The organism is Streptomyces sp. NPDC059832 (assembly GCF_042731715.1).
In the GTDB taxonomy this organism is placed as follows: Bacteria; Actinomycetota; Actinomycetes; order Streptomycetales; family Streptomycetaceae; genus Streptomyces.
The window spans coordinates 100,545-120,872 of record NZ_JBHWIY010000025.1 but is presented as its reverse complement, the minus strand read 5'-3'; the positions used below and the strand labels follow the sequence as shown (position 1 = coordinate 120,872).

16 protein-coding genes and 2 pseudogenes are annotated in these 20,328 nt (G+C 71.2%); 6 read left to right on the top strand and 12 right to left on the bottom strand.

What is annotated here, in order from left to right; translation table 11 throughout:
- Nucleotides 1-138: 138 nt before the first annotated feature.
- Entirely contained in the window at nt 139-1,197 is a 1,059-nt protein-coding gene (locus ACFV8T_RS32915; protein ID WP_385334733.1) for a GlxA family transcriptional regulator, read from the bottom strand.
- Between the two features lie 167 nt (nt 1,198-1,364).
- Between ACFV8T_RS32915 and ACFV8T_RS32910 the strand changes: the two genes are divergently transcribed.
- Both ACFV8T_RS32910 and ACFV8T_RS32905 read left to right on the top strand, forming a co-directional pair.
- Entirely contained in the window at nt 1,365-2,201 is an 837-nt protein-coding gene (locus ACFV8T_RS32910; protein WP_385334730.1) for a S1 family peptidase, read from the top strand.
- A 101-nt stretch (nt 2,202-2,302) separates the two neighbouring features.
- Entirely contained in the window at nt 2,303-3,274 is a 972-nt protein-coding gene (locus ACFV8T_RS32905; protein WP_385334728.1) for a GlxA family transcriptional regulator, read from the top strand.
- Nucleotides 3,275-3,284: 10 nt separating this feature from the next.
- Here the strand turns inward: ACFV8T_RS32905 and ACFV8T_RS32900 are convergent, their stop codons facing one another.
- Entirely contained in the window at nt 3,285-4,157 is an 873-nt protein-coding gene (locus tag ACFV8T_RS32900; protein ID WP_385334726.1) for an MBL fold metallo-hydrolase, read from the bottom strand.
- Between the two features lie 95 nt (nt 4,158-4,252).
- Nucleotides 4,253-4,660: pseudogene (locus ACFV8T_RS32895) on the bottom strand (ATP-binding protein); the annotation flags it as partial.
- Nucleotides 4,661-4,771: 111 nt separating this feature from the next.
- Between ACFV8T_RS32895 and ACFV8T_RS32890 the strand changes: the two are divergent.
- The 3 genes from ACFV8T_RS32890 (at nt 4,772) to ACFV8T_RS32880 (ending at nt 7,296) form a co-directional block, all read left to right on the top strand.
- Nucleotides 4,772-5,596 (top strand): helix-turn-helix domain-containing protein, encoded by an 825-nt coding sequence (locus ACFV8T_RS32890; RefSeq protein ID WP_385334725.1) that lies wholly within the window; start codon nt 4,772-4,774, stop codon nt 5,594-5,596.
- Entirely contained in the window at nt 5,593-5,856 is a 264-nt protein-coding gene (locus tag ACFV8T_RS32885; RefSeq protein WP_385334723.1) for a DUF397 domain-containing protein, read from the top strand. The genes ACFV8T_RS32890 and ACFV8T_RS32885 overlap by 4 nt, the downstream gene beginning before the upstream one ends.
- A 210-nt stretch (nt 5,857-6,066) precedes the next feature.
- On the top strand, nt 6,067-7,296 hold the full coding sequence (locus ACFV8T_RS32880; RefSeq protein WP_385334721.1) for a glycoside hydrolase family 64 protein: 1,230 nt from the start codon (nt 6,067-6,069) through the stop codon (nt 7,294-7,296).
- 333 nt (nt 7,297-7,629) lie between these two features.
- Here the strand turns inward: ACFV8T_RS32880 and ACFV8T_RS32875 are convergent, their stop codons facing one another.
- Complete coding sequence (locus ACFV8T_RS32875) at nt 7,630-8,154, bottom strand: hypothetical protein (protein WP_385334720.1); 525 nt, start codon at nt 8,152-8,154, stop codon at nt 7,630-7,632.
- A gap of 377 nt (nt 8,155-8,531) precedes the next feature.
- Between ACFV8T_RS32875 and ACFV8T_RS32870 the strand changes: the two genes are divergently transcribed.
- Nucleotides 8,532-9,158: a YceI family protein gene (locus ACFV8T_RS32870; RefSeq protein ID WP_385334718.1), complete on the top strand. Its 627-nt coding sequence runs from the start codon at nt 8,532-8,534 to the stop codon at nt 9,156-9,158.
- Between the two features lie 102 nt (nt 9,159-9,260).
- Here the strand turns inward: ACFV8T_RS32870 and ACFV8T_RS32865 are convergent, their stop codons facing one another.
- The 8 genes and pseudogenes from ACFV8T_RS32865 to ACFV8T_RS32830 all read right to left on the bottom strand — a co-directional run bounded on the left by ACFV8T_RS32865 (nt 9,261) and on the right by ACFV8T_RS32830 (nt 20,307).
- Nucleotides 9,261-10,271 carry an NAD(P)/FAD-dependent oxidoreductase gene (locus tag ACFV8T_RS32865; protein ID WP_385334759.1) on the bottom strand — a complete coding sequence of 337 codons (1,011 nt, stop codon included), beginning with the start codon at nt 10,269-10,271 and terminating at the stop codon, nt 9,261-9,263.
- 132 nt (nt 10,272-10,403) lie between these two features.
- Complete coding sequence (locus tag ACFV8T_RS32860; RefSeq protein WP_385334716.1) at nt 10,404-13,196, bottom strand: SpoIIE family protein phosphatase; 2,793 nt, start codon at nt 13,194-13,196, stop codon at nt 10,404-10,406.
- 53 nt (nt 13,197-13,249) lie between these two features.
- Entirely contained in the window at nt 13,250-14,641 is a 1,392-nt protein-coding gene (locus ACFV8T_RS32855; RefSeq protein WP_385334714.1) for a hypothetical protein, read from the bottom strand.
- A 54-nt stretch (nt 14,642-14,695) separates the two neighbouring features.
- Nucleotides 14,696-16,150, bottom strand: a complete 1,455-nt coding sequence (locus ACFV8T_RS32850) for a GH1 family beta-glucosidase (protein ID WP_385334712.1) — start codon at nt 16,148-16,150, stop codon at nt 14,696-14,698.
- A 73-nt stretch (nt 16,151-16,223) separates the two neighbouring features.
- A complete protein-coding gene (locus tag ACFV8T_RS32845) occupies nt 16,224-17,468 on the bottom strand; it encodes an ABC transporter ATP-binding protein (RefSeq protein WP_385334710.1) in 1,245 nt (414 codons plus the stop codon).
- Nucleotides 17,429-18,268 (bottom strand): annotated as a pseudogene (locus tag ACFV8T_RS32840) (ABC transporter permease); the annotation flags it as partial. The gene ACFV8T_RS32845 and the pseudogene ACFV8T_RS32840, both read right to left, overlap by 40 nt.
- 3 nt (nt 18,269-18,271) lie before the next feature.
- Complete coding sequence (locus ACFV8T_RS32835) at nt 18,272-19,252, bottom strand: ABC transporter permease (RefSeq protein WP_266427010.1); 981 nt, start codon at nt 19,250-19,252, stop codon at nt 18,272-18,274.
- Nucleotides 19,249-20,307, bottom strand: a complete 1,059-nt coding sequence (locus tag ACFV8T_RS32830; RefSeq protein WP_385334708.1) for an ABC transporter ATP-binding protein — start codon at nt 20,305-20,307, stop codon at nt 19,249-19,251. Before ACFV8T_RS32830 ends, ACFV8T_RS32835 begins: the two co-directional genes overlap by 4 nt.
- Between the last annotated feature and the right edge of the window lie 21 nt (nt 20,308-20,328).

The window sequence follows — 20,328 nt, the reverse complement described above, 5'->3', positions numbered from 1 at the left end:
CTCTGAGTAGTCCCCGTGACTGGACAGCGTCAACGACGTGCGGCTTCTCGGGGCCCTCCAGTCCAACAACCGCTTTGCGTAAGTCCAAGTGGACGGTAGGTGTCCGCAGTTCGGCGCGCGGGGTGCGCGGCGCGGGCGTCAGCCGTGCCGTCCGTCCGCTCCGGCGTCGTCGGCGCCGCGGTACGCAGCCGGCTCCGCCGCTTCGGCGTCCTTGCCTTCCGCCCGGGTCAAGGTGGCCACCAGGGCCCGGAAGGCGGTGCGGTAGACGCGCGGACCGGTGCCCGTGTGGTGCTGGAAGTGGTGGCGCAGGTTGGCGGGGGTGCCGAAGCCGGTGCGCGCGGCGATGCGTTCCACCGGCTCGTCCCCGCGCTCCAGCAGCCGCTGCGCCGCCTGGACGCGGGCGCGCAGCAGGTACTGGAGCGGGGAGAGCCCGGTCTCCGCCTGGAAGCGCCGGTTCAGACCGCGGACGGTGAGCCCCGCGTGGTCGGCGATGTCGTTCAGCGTCAGCGGGTGGTCGAGGTGGGCCTCCAGCCACCGGATCGTGGGCCCGAGGGAGTGCGGGCCGGCCCGGTGGCGGGGTGCGGCGGGCGGGGCCTCCTCGGCGCCGGCATCGGCGGGTGTGTGGAGCTGCATGAAGACCTGCCGCTCCGTCTCGATGGCGACCGGCACGCCGTGGTCCAGGGTGATCAGGTGCAGGCAGAGATCGAGGCCGCCGAGCACTCCGGCCGCGCTGTGGAAGGGGTCCGCGTCCACGACGGCCCCTTCCGGATCGACGTCGATCAGGGGATGGCGCCGCGCCAGCTCCGCCGCGTACTGTCGCCCGGTGGCCGCCCGGCGTCCGTCGAGGAGCCCGGTGGCGGCGAGGGTGAACGTCCCGGTGCCGAACGCGCCGATGCGGGCTCCCCGGTCCGCGGCGGCCCGCAGGGCATCGGTGACCCCGGGTTCCGGCTCGTCGCGGAAGCCGGCGTGGCCGGGCAGCAGTACGGTGTCGGCGTCCGCGAGCCCTTCCAGGCCCCAGGGCGTGTCGATGGCGAAGGGCGCCGGGGAGCCGGTTCCGCGAAAGCCCGGGGCGGTGCAGTACCGCAGCTCGTACGCGACATGCGGGTGGTGCCGGACGGCTGTGCCGAAGCACATTCCGGGCCCGGTGAGTTCATGGCCCGGCACCCCGTCGAGTGCGAGGACGGCGATCACTGGCATGTCCAGAATTTAGCCGAGGGTGACATCAGGACCGCTTTTTCCGGACGGGCCCGGTACGCAGGATGGGTGTTGCGCGGCACCGGAAGCGAGACGACGCCCGGCAGCCGGTTCGCCCGTCCACCACCCGCACGAAGCGCACGACGCGCATCGGAACGAAGGAATCACCCGTGTTCACAAGCAGTTCGCCGTCCGCCGCCCCGTCCCGGTCCCGCAGGTCCCGCTCCCGTCGTGCGGGACGGTTCGCCGCCGTCGCCCTGGCCGCGACGGCCTGCGTCACGGCCATGTCCGGCAGTGCCAACGCCATCGTCAACGGGCAGGAGGCCACGCAGCGTTACCCGTTCATGGCCACGCTCCCGCAGTGGGCGGGCGAGGTGCACGCCCAGTGCGGCGCCTCGCTGATCACCTCGCGCTGGCTGGTGACGGCGGCCCACTGCGTCAACCCGGAGGCGCTGGACGGCATCGTGCGCATCGGGTCCGACGACCGGGAGTCCGGCGGCACCGTGCGCCACATCAAGCGGACCGTCACCCACCCCGCCTACGACGTCGAGTCCAACCCCAGCAGGAACGACATCGCGCTCGTCGAGCTGGACCGCCCGGTCTCGGCGAAGCCCATCCGCATCGCCGAGTCGGTGGGCCGACCCGGCACCCCGACGCGCCTGCTCGGCTTCGGCACCGTCCTCGACACCGACGACCTCTCCAAGGCGGTGTTCCCGGACAAACTCAAGCAGCTGGACACCCGCATCGGTGCCGTGAACGAGTGCTCGCCCGGCCGCGCCGACAAGACCCGGATCTGCACCATCAGCAGGACGCCGGGCGCCATGGCCTGCTTCGGCGACTCCGGCGGCCCGCAGCTCCAGCGCGGCCGGGACGGACGCTGGGAGCTGGTCGGCGCCACGTCGGGCGACGGCGACACCGACCCGACCTGCGGCACCGGCCCCGGGATGTACACCAACGTTCCCGCGTACGCCAAGTGGATCGACAGGACCATCCACGCGCACCGCTGACACGACACGCACCCGGGCGGACAGTCCGTCGGCCCGCCCGCCCGGGTGCGCCCCGATCACCGCAGCTGCCCGTCCCCCTCACCCTCGGATAGATTCTGAATATGTCCGCAATCGCCGTTCTTGTGCCCGACAGGCTCCCCGGACACCAGCTGACCACCCCCGGGCTGGTCTTCGGGACGGCGACGGCCGGCCACCCCGACGCCGACTACGAGGTACGGCTCTGCGCCGCCCCCGGCCTCACCGCCACGGGGGCACCCGCCCCGCTCCGGATCTCCGTTCCGTGGGGGCTCGACGGCCTCGCCGACGCGGACGTCGTCCTGATCCCCGGCCAGGACGGCGACGGCCCCCGCGACGAGCCCACGCCCGAGGTACTCGCGGCGCTCCGGTCCGCAGCCGCGCGCGGCTGTCGTATCGGCGCGATCGGTACGGGCGTCTTCACCCTCGCGGCCACCGGCCTCCTCGACGCCCGCCGCGCCACGACCGGCTGGCGCCACACCGAGGAGCTGGCCCGCCGCCACCCCCGTATCGAGGTCGATCCGATCGGCACGGTCGTGACGGACGGCCGGTTCCTCACCTCGGCCGGGGTCTTCGGCAGCATGGACGTCTGCCTGCGTCTGCTGGCCCAGGACCACGGCGAGCGGGTGGCCGGTGAGACGTCCCGGGAACTCCTCACCCCGCTCCTGCCCCACGGCGACCGCGTCCAGGAGACCATCGACCGCGAACTCGCCGAGAGCGCGGGCATCGAACCGACGCTGCGCTGGCTGGAGACCCGCCTGCACCTACCGCTGACCCCGGCGGACCTCGCCGCGCACGCGGGGATCAGCGTCAGCAGCCTCAACCGCCGCTTCCACGCACGGACCGGCGCCACCCCGCCCCAGTACCTGCTGCGCCGGAGGCTGGAGCGGGCCCGCGAACTGCTGGAGGACACCGACGAGGGGGTGGAGCGGGTGGCCGGCCTGTGCGGCTTCGCCTCCCCGGCCAGCCTGCGCCACCACTTCTCCCGGCTGACGGGCACCACACCACGCGCCTACCGCAAGAGCCACCGCGCGGCGCGCCCGGCGGCCGATGCGTGACGGATCCTCCTCACCAGCGGAGGGCGGTGAAGTCGATCGGCCGGGGCCGCAGCAGCTCCGTGCGTTCCGCCAGCGCGTGCAGCCGGCGGGACATCTCGTCGGCGTCCCGGCGCTGCCGGTCGCCGTGGCCGGGCAGCACCCACTCGAACCTCAGCTGCCCCGCCGTCCGCGCCAGGGAGGCGGCCAACTCCTCGATGGAGTACCAGGTCACGCTCTCCGCGACTTCGAGATCATCGGTCGTACGCGACCAGTAGAAGCTGTCGCCGCTGAAGCAGTACCGGCCGTCCGCGAGATAGAGCACACTGCCCCGCGTGTGGCCGGGCAGCGGATGGGCGGTGACGCCCTCACCGATCTCCACCGGGTCGAGCCCCCGGATCACCCGGTCCGCGTCCGGCGCCGCGTCGAGGTCCCCTTCGTGGATCCACAGCCGGGCGCCGAAGTGGTCGGCGTATCGGCGCCCGTGCGCGGCGTGGTCGCGGTGGGTGAGCAGCACATCGGTGACGGGACCGGTCGTCGCCACGTACCGCTCGGCGAGTCCGGTGCTCCAGCGCGGGGTGTCGATCATCATGACCGTGCCGGACGGGCGCCGCAGGAGGTAGGAGTTGGCGCCGGCGGTATGCCGGGAGTTGTGCCCGCAGACCAAGACGCCGTCGTCCAGCGCCATCGGGAACGGGTCGAGTGCGGGGTCCGGCTGTCCGGACGCGGGCCGGATCGAGCGGGTGTGGCAGGCGAAGACGGCGGCGTGTAAGCGCCGGTTCTCCGCCTCGTCGCTCGGCTGCCGCAGAATCCGCGACGTTCCTTCCTCCTCTCCGATCAGCTCGGGTGCGAACTGTCGGGCCACGTCGCAGTTGGTGCAGCGGTCGTCCACGTACCAGTCGTCCACGGCAGGGTTCCTTCCACTTCCACGGGAACGGCCCCGTCGAGGGCCGCCACTCCAGGGATAGCCCACGCGCGGCCGGAATCGGTAGACCCCAACGACACCTCGAACTCGCACCACACCACCTTGCCCGGGTTCCGCTCCCCCACCCCCCACTTGTCGGCGAGCGCCGCCACCAGCCGCAGCCCACGGCCCCCTTCCTCATCGGAGTCCGCCCAGGAATCGGCGAGCCGGACCTCCCCGTCACCGCTGTCGTGGACCTCGATGCGCAGGGTGCCGTCGACCGGCTCCAGGTGGATCCGGAGGCGGAATCCACGACCGGGCGGGACACCGTGCAGCAAGGCGTTGGTGACGAGTTCGCTCACGCAGAGCAACACGTCGTCGGTCCGGGCCTCGCACGCCCAGTCGACGAGAGCCGCACGCACGAACTGCCGTACGAGCGGGACGGATCGGCGTTCCCGGCGGTGGAAGACCTCGCGGGAGCAAGGGAGTTGAGTTGTCTCGTTCACGCTTCCAACGTCACACAAAGTCACTACGGTTGAGCAGCGCGTCGGGTCGTACAACGGCAACGTACGACTCCTGACGGGTCATCCGGGGTTCGTGACGGGGAGAGGCAGTTCATGCAACCGGCAAAGAAGAAGAGCAAGCGGATCACGTCCTGGCACCTGATCGGCGCCCAGCTGGCGATGTTCCGCAAGGCGGCCCGAATGACGCAGGCGGCCCTGGCCGAGCGGTGCTCCGTGGGCGAGGACACGATCGCTTCGATCGAGCAGGGCCGCAGAGCGCTGCAGTGGGACTTCGCGGTCCTGCTGGACGAACTGCTGGACACGAAGGGGGCGTTGCGGGTTGCGGTGGAGAAGGTGCCGAAGAAGGAGCGGTTCCCGGCATTCGTCCAGGACTTCGTGGACTACGAGCAGGAGGCGGTGACGCTGCTCTCGTACCAGAACCAGGTGGTGCCGGGACTGCTCCAGACCGAGGAGTACGCCCGCTTCCTCTTCGCCTGCGAATACCCGCCTCTCGAAGAGGACCAAGTGGAGGAGTGGCTGGCCGCCCGGCTCGACCGGCAGCGGCTGCTGGAACGCAGGCCCCGCCCGATGCTGCACTTCATCCTGGAGGAGAGCATCCTGCGCAGCGAGCTCGGGGACCCCGCCATGATGCGGGAGCAGATCGCCCATCTGCGCCGCTGCATGGAACTTCCCTTCCTGGGACTCCAGATCATGCCGATGAAGCTGCCGAAGCATGCGGGGCATGCAGGCCCCATGGTGCTACTGGAGACCCCCGACCACGACCATCTCGCCTACGTAGAGGGCCAGCTGACCAGCTACCTTCACGAAGATCCAGACGACGTCAGTGTGCTCCAACAGAAATATGGGATGCTGCGTTCGCAGGCGCATTCCGTCGAGGAGAGCGCACGCCTACTGGACGAACTGCTTGGAGTGAAATGACCCGCGCAGCACACCCGGCCCGTCGTACCGCCGCCCTCGCCTGGTTCAAGTCCAGCTACAGCAGCGGCCAGGGCGGCGACTGCGTCGAAGTCGCCTACGACTGGCGCAAGTCGAGCTACAGCAGCGACCAAGGCGGTGACTGCGTAGAGGTGGCCGCCCACCCCGCCGCCGTACACATCCGTGACTCCAAGGTCACCGAAGGCCCCGTCCTCACCGTTCCCCCCGCCGCCTGGACCGCGTTCCTGGACGCCACGGTCTGACGGGACTGCGGCCTGGCGCGCCGGGCCGCAACCCCCCTTTCAATGTATCGAGTTGTGAAGACTTCCCATTTTTGAGAGCGCTCTCAGCCACAAGTCTTGACTCCCCCCTGCGACCGTCACGAGAGTGGTTCGCACCACGGACGCCCCGTCGAACTTCACCCCCCGCACGATCACCCCGTCCGTGACCCCCCACACACCGGGAGTCCTCTCGTGATTTCGCGCAGACTGTTCCTGACGGGCGGCGCCGCCGCCACCGCGACCGCCCTCACCTACCCGGTCTGGGGCAGCGCCCTCAGCCCGAGCGCCTCCGCCGCCCCCGCGACCTGTGAACTCGCCCTGGAGAACCGCTCGTTGCCGGGCAGGGTCAACGCCTATGTCACCGGCCACGAACAGGGAACCGACCGCTGGGTCCTGCTGCGGGCCGACGGCAGCGTCTACCACCCCGACTCCCCCGCCGCGCCGCAGACCCCACTCCCGGTCGACTGCGCCATCCCGCTGAACCCGGCAGGCGGTGCGCCGGTGGTTCTCACGCTCCCCCAGATGTACGGCGCCCGTGTCTACTTCGTACGCGACGACACCCTCACGTTCTATCTCAACCCCGGCCCCGCCCTGGTCGAGCCGGCGTTCGCGACGTCCACCGACGCCAACTACGGCCGCACCTGGTCCTTCTGCGAGTTCACCTTCAACCCGCAACAGCTGTACGCGAACATCAGCTACGTGGACCTGGTCACCGCACTGCCGATCGGCCTGACCCTGACCGGCGACGCGACGCACACCGTTGCACCGCTCCCGGACGGCGCGGTGCAACGCATCGCGGACGGCCTCGTCGCCCAGGCAGCCACCGACGGCCAGCCGTGGGACAAGCTGGTGATCCGCGGCGCGGACGGCAACGTACTGCGGGTGATCTCGCCGCAGAACCTGATGGCGCCGTTCTTCGACCGCCCGGACGAGATGCCGTTCCGGGACGTGTTCACTTCCTACATCGACCGGGTCTGGGAGAAGTACCGCTCCACCGACCTGCGCATCGACCTCCAGGGCGGCCGGGGAGTACGCACCGGCCGGGTGAACGGCGACCTCCTGACCTTCGAGGGCGGCCACACCTTCACCAAGCCCGTCTCCAAGGACGTCTTCACCTGCAACCACGGCCCGTTCGCCAACAACCCGGGCGACCCGGACGACAAGAAGGCCCTCCTGGCCCGCCTGGCCTCCGGTTTCAACCGCTCCCTGATGCTCACCCACCCCGACCAGCCGAACGGCACCTCGACCGCCGACTACTACCGGGACCCGGCCACCAACCACTGGTCCCGGGTCGTCCACGCCAACACCCCGATCGGCTACGCCTTCCCCTACGACGACGTCCGCCCCGACGGCGAACCCGACGTCTCGGGCGCCGCCAACGACGGCAACCCGCGCCGCTTCACGGTGACCGTGGGGGCCTGACCCGGCGACTTCGGCCCGCACCGAGGCCCGCCGGTGCGGGCCCTGAGTTCCGCAGCCGGCAGGGCCGGGGCCAGGGCGCCTGCGGCCACGGCCGGCGCCGCACGGGTGAGTCTCATGTGGGTATCTGCCCCGGGTGGAGGAATGGCCGGTACGCCTGCACCGGCAGCCGCGCGCTCCGGCGGCGGGGCATCTCCCCAAGGAGCGGCATCCGGCTCATTTCCTGGACCGAGCAGTGTTCGCCGCCGGCTCGTTGCGGACGTGATCACGCACCCGTGCGGGTGCCCCGTCCGGCGAAGGGGGCACCCGCACGAACTGACGCTCGCGGCGCGGAAGTCAGCAGCCGCCGCAGTTGTAGTACGTCACGTCCCAGTGGTTGCCCTCGTCGGCGTAGATGTTGCCGGAACCCGCCTTGTACTGGGGGGCGCCGTCACCACGCAGGCCGATGTAGGTGAAGACGTTGTGGATGTAGTTGGTGAGGCAGGTCGACTTCGCGAAGTCGAGCTTGTAGCCGTTCCAGTGCGAGTACGTGCCACTGGCGTGCCCGGTCTCGGTGCCGCCGGTGATGTTCAGCGCGCAGCCCGTGGCGCTCTTGAGGGTCTGGGCGCCCTGGGCGGTGGCCAGGTTGAGCTGGTCGAACGAGGTGCAGGTGGCGACGTTGCGGTTGGAGCAGCCGCCGGAGGACGACCAGGTGACCCCGGAGGAGTTGAACCGGGCGGCGGCGTCGGCGTGGGTGAGCTTGGCGTCGGCGTGGGCCTGGGTGGCACCACCGCCGAGGACACCGACGCCCGGGGCGAAGAGAACGCCCAGGACAAGGGCGAATGCGGTGAGGACGGGGCGCAGTCTCATATGGGACAGCATGGGGGGACTCCTCCTGCTCATGACAAGTAAGGGCAGGGAGATACTGCCCGAGTTCTACGCGCGTCCGCCAGAGGGTGGCGGCAATGACAGGCGGCAATTGGGCTGCCGTTCGGCCGCCGTTCGCCACATCCCGCAGTTTCGTTCGCGACATCCCGTGGCGTCGTTCGCGACATCCCCCGGTGTCGTTCGCGGCATCCCGCAACCTCGCACAGCACCCGCAGCCCGTTCGCGACACCCCGCAGCCCCGTTCGCAACACGCATGACCTTGATGTTGAACATTGAACTAGATCGCGCTACAGTCAATCTCGTTGAAGGTTAAACAAAAGCTTCGACCACCGCTCGACCCCGCGCTCGATCACGTCCCCCGAGGAGGAGCCATGGCTCTGTTCAACCGCAAGAACAACAACGCCCCGTCCGCCACCGCCACCATCGCCCCCGCCGTGGACCCGGCCCTCGCCGCCCTCACCGGTGACTACGCGATCGACCCGGCCCACAGCAGCATCGGCTTCACCGTGCGCCACGCCATGGTCACCAATGTGCGCGGCACCTTCGGCGAGCACGAGGGCAGCCTGAAGCTGGACGGCTCCGACCCGGCGAACTCCACCGCGTCGATCGACGTCAAGATCGCCAGTGTCGACACCGGCATCTCCGACCGCGACGGCCACCTGGTCAGCGGCGACTTCTTCGACGCCGAGACGTTCCCGCTCATGACGTTCCGCTCCACGCAGGCCGAGCAGCTCGGCGGGGACAAGTACCGCGTCACCGGTGACCTGACCATCAAGGACGTCACACGTCCGCTCGCCATCGACCTGGAGTTCAACGGCTCCGCCACCGACGTCTACGGCAACGAGCGGGTCGGCTTCGAGGGCAGCGCGGACATCCTGCGCTCCGACTGGGGCCTGACCTGGAACGCGGCGCTGGAGACCGGTGGCGTGATGGTCAGCGACAAGGTCAAGCTCAACTTCGACATCTCCGCGATCAAGTCCGCCGCGACGCAGGCCTGACACCCCCGGCACCCCGTCGCCCGGCACCTCACGGCCGAACCCGAGCGCGCCCGTCCTCCCCTCCCCCGCCGGGGAGGGAGGCGGGCGCTCGGCGCGCCCCGGTCAGGCCCGGCGGGCGGCGACCGCGCGGCTCACGTCTTCGGCGATCAGGTCCGCGTTGATCGCCGCGGCGGCCTGCACCCCGGCGGCAGCGGCAGCGATGACCTTCCCCTTCGGGTCGGCGACATTGCCGGCCACCCAGACGCCGGGCACCTCGGTCGCCCCGACCGGGTCGGCGGCGACGTACGTCCCGATCACCTGATCCACCGCCTTCATCTCGGCTGCCACCAGGCCCAGATCCGCGAGGAAGTCCGCGCGGGCGGTGAAGCGGGGCTGCACCACGACGGCCTCGCCCGGGACCACCCGGCCGCCCGCCAGCCGTACCCCGGTGAGCCGGCCGTCCGTCACGTCGAGGGCGACCACCTCGCCGTCGACCACGGCGATGCCGCGGGCGGCCAGCTGCTCGTACTCCTCGTCGGTGGGCTCGGGCCCGGTGTGGCGGAAGAGGGTGACGTCCTCGCTCCACTGGCGCCACATCAGCGCCTGGTCCACGGCCAGCGGCCCGGTGGACAGGACGCCGATCGGGCGGGAGGCGACCTCCCAGCCGTGGCAGTACGGGCAGTGCAGGACCTCGCGCCCCCACCGTTCGGCCACGCCCGGCACCTCGGGCAGTTCGTCGACGAGGCCGGTGGTCACCAGGAGCCGGCGCGCCACGACCGCGGTCCCGTCCTTCCGTACGACGCGGAATCCCTCGCCGTCGGGCAGCCGCTCGGCGGCCACCACGGCGCCCTGGACGACCTCGCCCCCGTAACGGGTCACCTCGTCCCGGCCGGTGGCCAGCAGCTCCGAGGGCCGGACGCCGTCGTGTCCCAGGTAACCGTGCATGTGCGAGGCCGGGGCGTTGCGCGGGTGTCCCGCGTCGATCACCAGGACCGAACGACGCGCCCTGGCGAGGGTCACGGCCCCGCTCAGCCCGGCGGCCCCACCGCCGATCACCACCACGTCGTGGCGCCGGTCCGCGCCGTCGCCACCGGTCACCTCGTTGCCGCCGTTCACGCTGCCACCTCCGGTCATGTCGCTCATGAGAAGCACCTCCCTTTCGCTGGAAGCGTCCGCGAAGCAGCGCCATTTCGGCAAGCTCCATTGCCGTATCGGCAAATGGCGGAGATACCGGCTCCGCCCGGGAGCCCTGGCACCGGACTGCCCTCAAAGGTCCTGGAGATTGTTCTCCTCCGGTTCGCCGACCGTCTGCTCCGACCAGATGACCTTGCCCGTCTCGGTGTAGCGGGTGCCCCAGCGTTCGGCGAACTGGGCGACGAGGAACAGGCCCCGGCCGCCCTCGTCCGTCGCCGCCGCGTAGCGCAGGTGCGGTGAGGTGCTGCTGCTGTCGGACACCTCGCAGATGAGGTTGCGGTCGTACAGCAGGCGGACCCCGATGGGCGCCGTGCCGTAGCGCACCGCGTTGGTGACCAGTTCGCTCAGGATCAGCTCGGTGGCGAACGCCTCCTCCTCCAGGCCCCGGTCGGTGAGCCACTCGGCGACGTTCTTGCGCACTCCGGCGACGGCCGCCGGATCGGTGGCCACCGCCCATTGCGCGACCTGGTCCGGATCGAGCCTGCGGGTGCGGGCCACGAGCAGGGCGACGTCGTCGTCCGGCTGATCGTTCAGCAGCGCGTCGAGCACGTCGTCGCAGGTCTCCTCCGGTGTCCGCTCGCGGCCGGCGAGCGCCTCGCGCAGCAGGTCGAGGCCGGCGTCGATGTCCCGGCCCCGCCGCTCGACGAGACCGTCCGTGTACAGGACCAGACGGCTCCCCTCGGGTACGTGGAACTCGGCCGCCTCGAAGGGCATGCCGCCGATGCCGAGGGGAAGTCCGATCGGGACCTCGGGACACTCGACGGTGCCGTCCGGCAGCACCAGCACGGGCCCGGGGTGGCCGGCCCGCGCCACCGTGCAGTTGCCGGAGACCGCGTCGTAGATCGCGTACAGGCAGGTGGCTCCGGCGATCTCGACATCGCCCTCTTCGGCTTCGTCCCGGTCGATCCGGGCCACCAGCTCGTCGAGATGCCCGAGGAGTTCGTCGGGCATGGGATCCAGCGAGGAGAAGTTGTGGACGCTGGTGCGCAGCCGCCCCATGGTGGCCGCGGCGTGCAGCCCGTGCCCGACCACGTCGCCGACGACCAGCGCCACCCTGGCGCCGGACAGCGGGATCACATCGAACCAGTCGCCTCCGACCCCCTCGTGCGCCGGCAGGTAGCGGTGGGCGACATCGAGGGCGTTCTGCTCGGGCAGGACACGGGGCAGCAGGCTGCGCTGCAGCGTCACGGCCATTGCGTGCTCCCGCGAGTAGCGGCGGGCGTTGTCCACCCCCACCGCGGCCCGTGCCACCAGCTCCTCCGCGAAGGACAGGTCGTCGTCGTCGAACGGTTCCGAATCGCCCGAGCGCCAGAAGTTGGCCATGCCCAGGATGACGCCGCGCGCGTGCAGCGGCACCGACATGAGCGAGTGGAATCCCTGCTCCCTGATCCGCTCGGCCACGTCGCGGTCCCAGTTCCTCCAGCCCAGCTTCATGAAATCGCTCTGCAGATCGGCATCGTCGCTGTGCACCCGCATGGCCCGGGTCCGGCCGGGGACGAAACCCACCACATGGCCGACCGGATACAGCGGATGGTCCGCGCGGACCGCCGCGACGGCGGTGCGGCGCATCTCCAGCGTGCCGCCGTCCGGTGTGACCGGTTCGTCCCCGCGCAGTACGGGGTCGGCGAGGTCGACCGTCGCGGCGTCGGAGAATCCGGGGATCGCCACGTCCACCAGTTCCTGCGCCGTCCGGGTGACATCGAGCGTGGTGCCGATCCGGGCACCGGCCTCGTACAGGAGCAGCAGTCGTTCGGTCGCGAATTCCGCCTGTCCCGTGACCGCGCGGAGCTCGGTGGTGTCCCGCAGGCTCACCACGGCGCCGGGCGGGCCGCCGTGCGTGTCGGTCGGACGGAGACTGACGGCCAGCAGCCGGTTGCCGGCCCGCAGCACCTCGTCCGTGACGGTGCGGCCGGAGACGAACAGTGCGGTGGTGCCGGGGTCCAGCCCGAGCTCCGCGACCGCGCGGCCCTCGGCGTCCGGGGGCAGGTCGAGGAGTCTGCGGGCCTCGTCGTTGGCCAGGGTCAGCCGGTCGCCCTCGACGATGAGGACGCCCTCGCGGACCGCGTGCAGCACCGCGTCGTGGTGCTCGTACATCCGGGTCATCTCGGCGGGTCCGAGCCCATGGGTCTGACGGCGCAGCCGTCTGCTCAGCAGCGCCGCGCCGCCCGTGGTGAGCGCGAGGGCGGCCACCGCGGCGCCCGCGCTGAACGGGATGGAGCGGTCGGCCACGCTGTTCACCGACTCGACGGTGACCCCCACCGAGACCAGGCCGGCGACCGAGCCGTCGGACCGGGTCACGGGCACGACCGAGTTGACCGAGGGCCCACGGGTTCCGCTGAAGGTCCGGGTGAACCCGTGCCCGGCCAGCGCCTCCTTGTAGGGGCCGACGAGGTGCTTGCCGATCAGTGCGGGATCGGGGTGGGTGTAGCGGGTGCCCTGGGGGCCTGCCACGACGACGTACTCGACATCGGTGAGTCTGCGGACCTCCTCGGCGCTCTGCTGCAACAGCGCGGTGGGGTTCTTGCTGTCCAGCGCCACTACGATCCCGGGCGAGTGGGCGAAGGTCTCGGCGACGCTCAGGGTGTGGGCGCGGGCCTCGGCCATGCTGTCGCGGCGGCCCTGCACGACCAGCGCGACCGCCCCTGCCGTGACGAGCAGCAGTACGAGACCGAGGACGAAGCAGAAGACCTGGCCGGCCACGGTGTGCACGCTGAGCAGGGAGCGCAGTCCGCGGCTCGGGGACCGATCGGCCAGGCCCCGGCCGGAGGGCGCCGGGGCCGCCTGGCCCGAGCGTCCTCCATCGTGCCGACGTGATCGCCGGACGGAGCGACGCAGCCGCGCCCGGAATCGGCCGATACCAGACATAACTTCAGGTCTAGCATGAATCGCACCTGCCCGAGAGGTCGCTGGTCAGCGGCTCAGAACCCGCCCCCGTCGAATCCACCGCCGCCCCCGAAGTCGCCGCCGCCCCCGCCGTCGAAGCCTCCGCCGTCGAAGCCCGACGGGTCGAAGTCGGACCCGGAGAAGTCGCCGCCGCTCCAGTCCCCGCCGGAGCCGAAGTCGCCGCCGCCGTACTCCACCGCGTACGCGGGACTCGACAGCATGGAGCCGAGCACCGTGCCGACGAGCAGGCCGGGGAGCAGGCCGCCGCCGAAGTAGCCGCCCGCCCAGGGACCGTACGCCGGACCCGCCTCCCAGTACGGACGGCGGCCCTCGCCGGTGTCGACGGTGCGGCTCAGCGGCTCCTCGCCCTCGCGCAGCCGGAGCTCGTCCGCCGCGCAGACCGGGACCTCGCGCGCCGCGCCGCCGGAGGGGGACCACCGGACGTCGGCGACCGAGGGGCCGTGGCGCGGGTCGAAGAAGCACGGCGGGCGGCGGGCCGGCAGTTCGCCGCCGGTGCGGCGGGCCTCCAGTACGGCGAGGGAGAAGCGGCCGTCCTCCAGGGCCCGGGTGACCCCGCGCACGTCGGACGGATGCCGGGCCCTGTCCATCCGGGTCTTCGCGGTCTCGTACGAGTCGAGGGCCCGCTCGTAGTCGGCGCGCATGGTGTCGTCGGCGCCCCGTTCGGCCGGGTGGAAGTCGAGCCGGTCCAGGGTTTCGCCGTACGCGGTGATGTCCTCGTCCACGACGATCCGGAGCTTGTCGAGGGCGGCCCGCTCCTCGGTCTCCTTGCGCCTCCGGTTGCGGCGGACGAGCGCGTAGGCCGTGCCGCCGCCCAGCACCAGGATCGCGCCGGCCGTGATCAGCCCGACGGCGGACGAGGGCCCGCCGCCCCCGGACGAGCCGCCCCAGGAGGCGGGGGCGCTGCCGCGGGCCTGCTCCACGGCCCGGTCGACGAAGGCGTTCAGTTGCGTCGCGGCGTCGGTGTCCGCGCCGGGCGTCTTCACCGCGGCGGTGAGGTTGTGGACCGCCCGGGTGGACATCACCTGGGGGTCGGCGCCCGCGTCGAACCCGTTGCCGAGGCGGACCGCGTAGACACCGGTGATGCCGGTGTCGGTGCGCAGGGTGGTCAGCAGGGTCTTCGCGGGGAACGCGGAGGTCGGCGGCAGCACCGCCACGAACACCGGCTTGTCGGCGTCCTTGATCTTCCTCGTCAGGGCGGCGGCCTGGCCCGGTGAGAGCTGGTCGGACGCCGCCGGGTCCACGTACACCGGGCCCTTGCGCAGCGCCTGCGCGACGTCGTCGACGGTGGACGCGGCGACGGTGGCTGCTCCCGCCGGCGCCGGCGCGCCGGGTGCCATGCCGAGGACGGCCGCCGCCAGGATCAGCAGCAGGCCGGCCAGCAGGGTCGGGAACAACCTGTTCCGCATACTTCGAAGCTAACCCGGACGGGTGAGGCGTGCGACAGCCGTCGCGCGCGGTGCTCACCGGCTCCGGGTGAGCCGGATGGTGTCGCGGTACCACTTGGCGCTGTCCTTGAGCGTCCGCTCCTGTGTGTCGTAGTCGACGCGGACGATGCCGAACCGCTTGTCGTAGCCGTAGGACCACTCGAAGTTGTCCATCAGCGACCAGGCGAAGTAACCCCGGACGTCGGCCCCCGCGGCGCGGGCCGCGGCGACGGCGGCGATGTGGTCGGCGAGATAGGTGGTGCGGTCGGCGTCGTGGATCTGCCCGTCCTCGGAGACGGTGTCGTCGAACGCGGCGCCGTTCTCGGTGATGACCGTCGGGACGCCGTACTCCTTCTCCAGGCCCACCAGCAGGTCGGTGAGGGCGGTGGGGGTGATCTCCCAGTCCATCGCGGTACGCGGCAGGTCGCGCTCCACGCCGCGGGTGACCGGCAGTCCCTCGGCGTCCACCGGGGAGCCCTCCTCCGTGACGCCGGAGAAGAGGGTGCCGCGGTAGAAGTTGACGCCGAGGATGTCGATCGGGGTGGAGATGATGTCCAGGTCGCCGTCCCGGACCGGGAGCTCGGCGTTCCGCAGGGCGAGGTCGGCGACGACGTCCTCGGGGTAGGCGCCCTTGACCAGCGGGTCCAGGTAGAGGCGGCGGCCCGTCCCGTCGGCGCGGCGGCAGGCCTCGGCGTCCTCGGGGCTGTCGGTCTCGGGGGTGGCGGTGCCGAGGTTGAGCGTGATGCCGAGTTCGAGTTCGTTGCCGCGGGCGGCGGCCGTCTCACGGATGTACCGCGCGGCGAGGCCGTGGCCGAGGAGCAGATGGTGCACGGCCCTGATCGCGTCGCCGAAGTCCTGCCGGCCGGGCGCCTGGTTGCCGTACGCGTAGCCGAGCATGGCCGAGCACCACGGCTCGTTCAGCGTCGTCCAGTGCTTCACCCGGTCACCGAGCGCGTCGTAGGCGAGCGCGGCGTACTCGGCGAAGCGGTGGGCGGTGTCGCGGGCCGGCCAGCCGCCCCCCGCGATGGAACCGCTGATGTCGCCGGTCTCCAGCTCCTGCGGGAGGTCCCAGTGGTAGAGGGTGATCCAGGGGGTGATGTCCCTGGCCTCCAGCTCGTCGACCAGGCGCTTGTAGAAGTCCAGCCCCTTCGCGTTGGCCGGTCCGCGCCCGCCCGGCTGGATGCGCGGCCAGGACAGCGAGAACCGGTACGTGTCGACGCCCAGGTCCGCGATGAGCCGCACGTCCTCGGGCATCCGGTGGTAGTGGTCGCAGGCCACGTCGCCGTTCTCGCCGCGGACGACCATGCCGGGCACCCTGCAGTACGTGTCCCAGATGGACGGGGTCCGGCCGTCCTCGGCGGCGGCGCCCTCGATCTGGTAGGCGGCGGTGGCGACGCCCCAGCGGAAGTCGGCGGGCAGGCCGGGGACGGCCGCGGCGGCGATCTCGCGCGCGTATTCCTCGGGGGTGGTGACGGGGGTGACGATGTTCATGGGTCTCCTGTGGTGTGCGTCGGTCGCTACGAGCGGATTGCGTCGGCCGCTACGAGCGGTGTGCGTGAGGTCGCTACGAGCGGGGGGTCGCGGTCGCCGCCGTCGCCGGTACCGGCCGGTGGAGCCAGCAGGCCACCGTGCGGGAGCCGTCCGCGCCCGGCGCGGCGAGCACCGGGACATGGGCGGCGCAGGCGTCGAGCGCCTTGCCGCAGCGGGGGTGGAAGGCGCAGCCGGCCGGCATCGCGGACAGGTGCGGGGGCGAGCCGGGGATGCCGGTGAGTTCGCGGCGGGCGCCGTGCAGCGCCGGGAAGGAGTGCAGCAGCCCGTCGCTGTAGGGGTGGCGGGGCTCCTGGTAGATCGCGGAGGCACCGGCCTCCTCGACGATCCGGCCGCCGTACATGATCGCGATCCGGTCCGAGAATTCGATCAGCAGCGAGATGTCATGGGTGATGAAGACGACCGAAAAGCCCAATTCCTCGCGGAGTCTGACCAGTTGGCGAAGGATCTGGCGTTGCATGACGACGTCCAGGGCCGTCGTCGGCTCGTCCATGATGACGATCTCGGGCTCCAGCGCGAGCGCCATCGCGATCATCACGCGCTGGCGCATCCCGCCGGAGAGCTGGTGCGGGTAGGCGGCGAGCCGGTCCGCGGAGATGCCGACGAGCTCCAGCAACTCCTTGGCACGGGCTGTCCGCTGGGGCCGTCTCAGGTCCGGGCGGTGGGCCCGGAGCACGTCGGTGAGCTGGCTGTGGACGGTGTGCACCGGATTGAGCGAGTTCATCGCGCCCTGGAACACGATCGACAGCTCCTGCCAGCGGAAGGCCCGCAGCTCGGCGGCCGACAGGGCCAGCAGATCGAGCGCCTGGCCGTCCCGCCGGTGGTAGTGGACCTCGCCGCCGGTGATCACCCCGGGCGGCGACAGCAGCCGGGTCACGGCGTACGCCAGCGTCGACTTGCCGGAGCCCGACTCGCCTGCCAGGCCCAGGACTTCGCCCCGGTGCAGGGTGAGGTCGATGTCGCGCAGCGCGTGCACGGCGCCGTCCCCGGTCCCGTAGTCCACGTTCAGTCCGCGGACGGTGAGGACGGGCTCGCTGCCGCTCATGAGCGGGTCTCCTTGTCGTGCGTACCGCGTGCCGGGGACGTGTGTGACACGGATGCGCGCGCCACGGGGGTGAAGCCGACCCGCATCCGGACCTTCCCGGACGCGCCGGACTCCGTACGCAGGCGCGGGTTGACGAACTCGTCGATGCCGAAGTTGATCAGGGCGAGCGACATGCCGAGCAGGGCGATGCAGAGCCCGGCGGGGACGAACCACCACCACGCGCCCTGGGCCAGGGCCTGGTTGGACTGCGCCCAGAACAGGACGGTCCCCCAGTTCCAGTCGGAGATGTCGGCGACGCCGATGAAGGCGAGGGTGATCTCGGAGAGGATCGCGAAGATCACGGTGCCGACGAAGCCGGAGGCGATGACGGCCGTCAGGTTCGGCAGGACCTCGAAGAAGATGATCCGCCAGGTCGACTCACCGGTGGCGCGGGCCGCCTCGACGTAGTCCCGGCGGCGCAGCGACAGCGTCTGGGCGCGCAGCACCCGGGCTCCCCAGGCCCAGGAGGTGAGGGCGATGACGGCGGCGATGAGCAGATCGCCCGCGTCGGAGACGAAGCTGGCGATGATGATGATCAGCGGCAGTCCCGGGATGACCAGGAAGACGTTGGAGAGCAGCGAGAGCAGCTCGTCGGCCGTGCCGCCGAGGAAGCCGGCGCTGACCCCGATCAGTACGGAGAGGATCGTCGCGAGTGTCCCGGCGACGAAGCCGACGACCAGGACTCCCCGGGTGCCGACGAGGATCTGCGAGAGCACGTCCTGACCGGTCTGCGTGGTGCCGAACCAGTGGGCTCCGGAGGGTGGTTGGAGCAGCTGGTCGCTCATCGTGTCGGGGTCGTACGGGGCGATCCACGGTCCGAGGACCGCGATCACGACGAAGAAGGCGAGGATCCCGAGACCGACGACGGTCTTGCGGCCGCGCAGAAAGCGCAGCCTGCGCCTGCTGGGCGCCGGGCTCCCGTTCGGGTCGGTCCCGGCCGGGTCGGTCGCGGCGACCTCGGCGGTGGCGACGGCCATGTCCTAGGCCTCCCTTCGGGTACGGGGGTCGAGGACCATGTAGATGACATCGGCGAGGAGGTTCGCCGCGAGGACGGAGAGCGTGATGATCAGGAAGACGCCCTGCATCAGGGGGTAGTCCTTGGCACCCACGCCCTGGAAGAGCTGGTAGCCGATGCCGGGGTAGGAGAAGACCATCTCCACCAGCAGGGTGCCGCCGACGATGAAGCCCAGCGACAGGGCGAAGCCGGAGATGTTGGGGAGGATCGCGTTGCGTGCGGCGTACCCGAACATCACCCGGCGCTCGGAGAGCCCCTTGGCCTGGGCGACCATGACGTAGTCCTCCGAGGACACCGTCACCATCATGTTCCGCATGCCGAGGATCCAGCCGGCCACGGCGCTGAGCACGATGGTGAGGCCGGGCAGCGCCCCGTGGTAGAGCGCGCTGGAGATGAACGGCCAGTCGAAGGCGGGCACGAGCGAGCTGTCGTAGCCCCCGGCGGCCGGGAAGAGCGGCCACTTCACGGCGAACAGGGCGATGGCGATGAGCCCCAGCCAGAAGTACGGGATGGCCGAGATGAAGGTGGTGACGGGCAGCAGGCCGTCCATCCAGGAGCCGCGCCGCCAGCCGGTGAAGACGCCGATGCCGGTGCCGAGCAGGAAGCTGATCAGCGTGGTGATGCCGACGAGCGCGAGCGTCCACGGCAGCGACTGGGCGATCACCTCGCTGACCGGTGTCGGGAAGAAGGTGAAGGAGAGACCGAGGTCGCCGTCGAGCAGATGCGACCAGTAGTCGGTGTACTGCTGCCAGAGCGACTGGTGCTTGTCGAGGCCGAAGAGCGCCTTGAGCGAGTTGACGGCGTCGGTGTCGAGCTGGCCCTGGAACCGGGAGAGCAGCGCCTGGACCGGGTCGCCCGGCATCATGCGCGGGATCAGGAAGTTGATGGTGATCGCGGCCCAGGCGGTGACCAGGTAGAAGGCGAGCCGTTGGAGCAGATATTTCACTTCGCGCTCTCCTTCCGGTGCTCGTCGGCCGTCTCCGCACCGTCCGCGTACAGCCAGCAGGCCGCCCACTGGCCGTCTTCGAGGTCGAAGCGGGGCGGTGGTTCGGTGCGGCAGCGCTCCATGGCCTTCGGGCAGCGGGGGTGGAAGCGGCAGCCCGCGGGCGGGGCGATGAGCGAGGGCGGTTCGCCGCTGCCGGTCTCCTCCTGTTCCGCCTCGGCGACCACCCGGTCCGGGTCGGGCGCCGAGGCGATGAGGAGCTGGGTGTAGGGGTGGGCGGGGCGCTGGGTGACTGTCTCGCTGTCCCCGCCCTCGACGATCCGGCCCGCGTACATCACCAGCGTCGTGTCCGCGAAGTAGCGGGCCGACGCGATGTCATGGGTGATGTAGAGGATCGCGAGGCGCAGCCGGTCCTTGAGGTCCTTCAGCAGGTTGAGCACGCCGAGCCGGATCGAGACGTCCAGCATCGAGACGGGTTCGTCGGCGAGCAGGACCTGGGGATCGGCGCCGAGTGCGCGGGCGATGGCCACGCGCTGGCGCTGTCCCCCCGACAGCTCGTGCGGGAACTTGTCCAGGTACTGGTGCGGAGGAGTCAGCTGGACACGGTTCAGCAGGGCGGTCAGGTTCTCCTCCAGTTCCGCCTCGCCGCTGCCCGCCCGGCCGTGGATCCGCAGTGCCCGGGTGAGGTGGTAGCGCACGGTGTGCACCGGGTTCAGTGAGGCGAACGGGTCCTGGAAGATGAGCTGGACCCGGCGTACGTAGCCGCGGAAGGAGCGGCCCCGTCCGGCCTTCACGGCTGTGCCGTCCAGCAGGATCTCGCCCTCGGTGAGCGGATGGAGCCGGGCGAGCAGCCTGGCCACGGTGGACTTCCCGGAGCCCGACTCCCCCACCAGCGCGGTGACCGTGCCGCGCCGCAGTTCCAGCGAGACGTCGTCGACGGCGTGGACGGTGCGGCGTCGGCCCGCGAGGAGGTCGCGTCCGGTGCGGCGTACGGGGAAGTGCTTGGTGACGGAGCGTGCTTCGAGCACGACATGGTTCTGTGCGGGCTGTTTCGACATGGCCGGTCCCTGTGTCCCGTA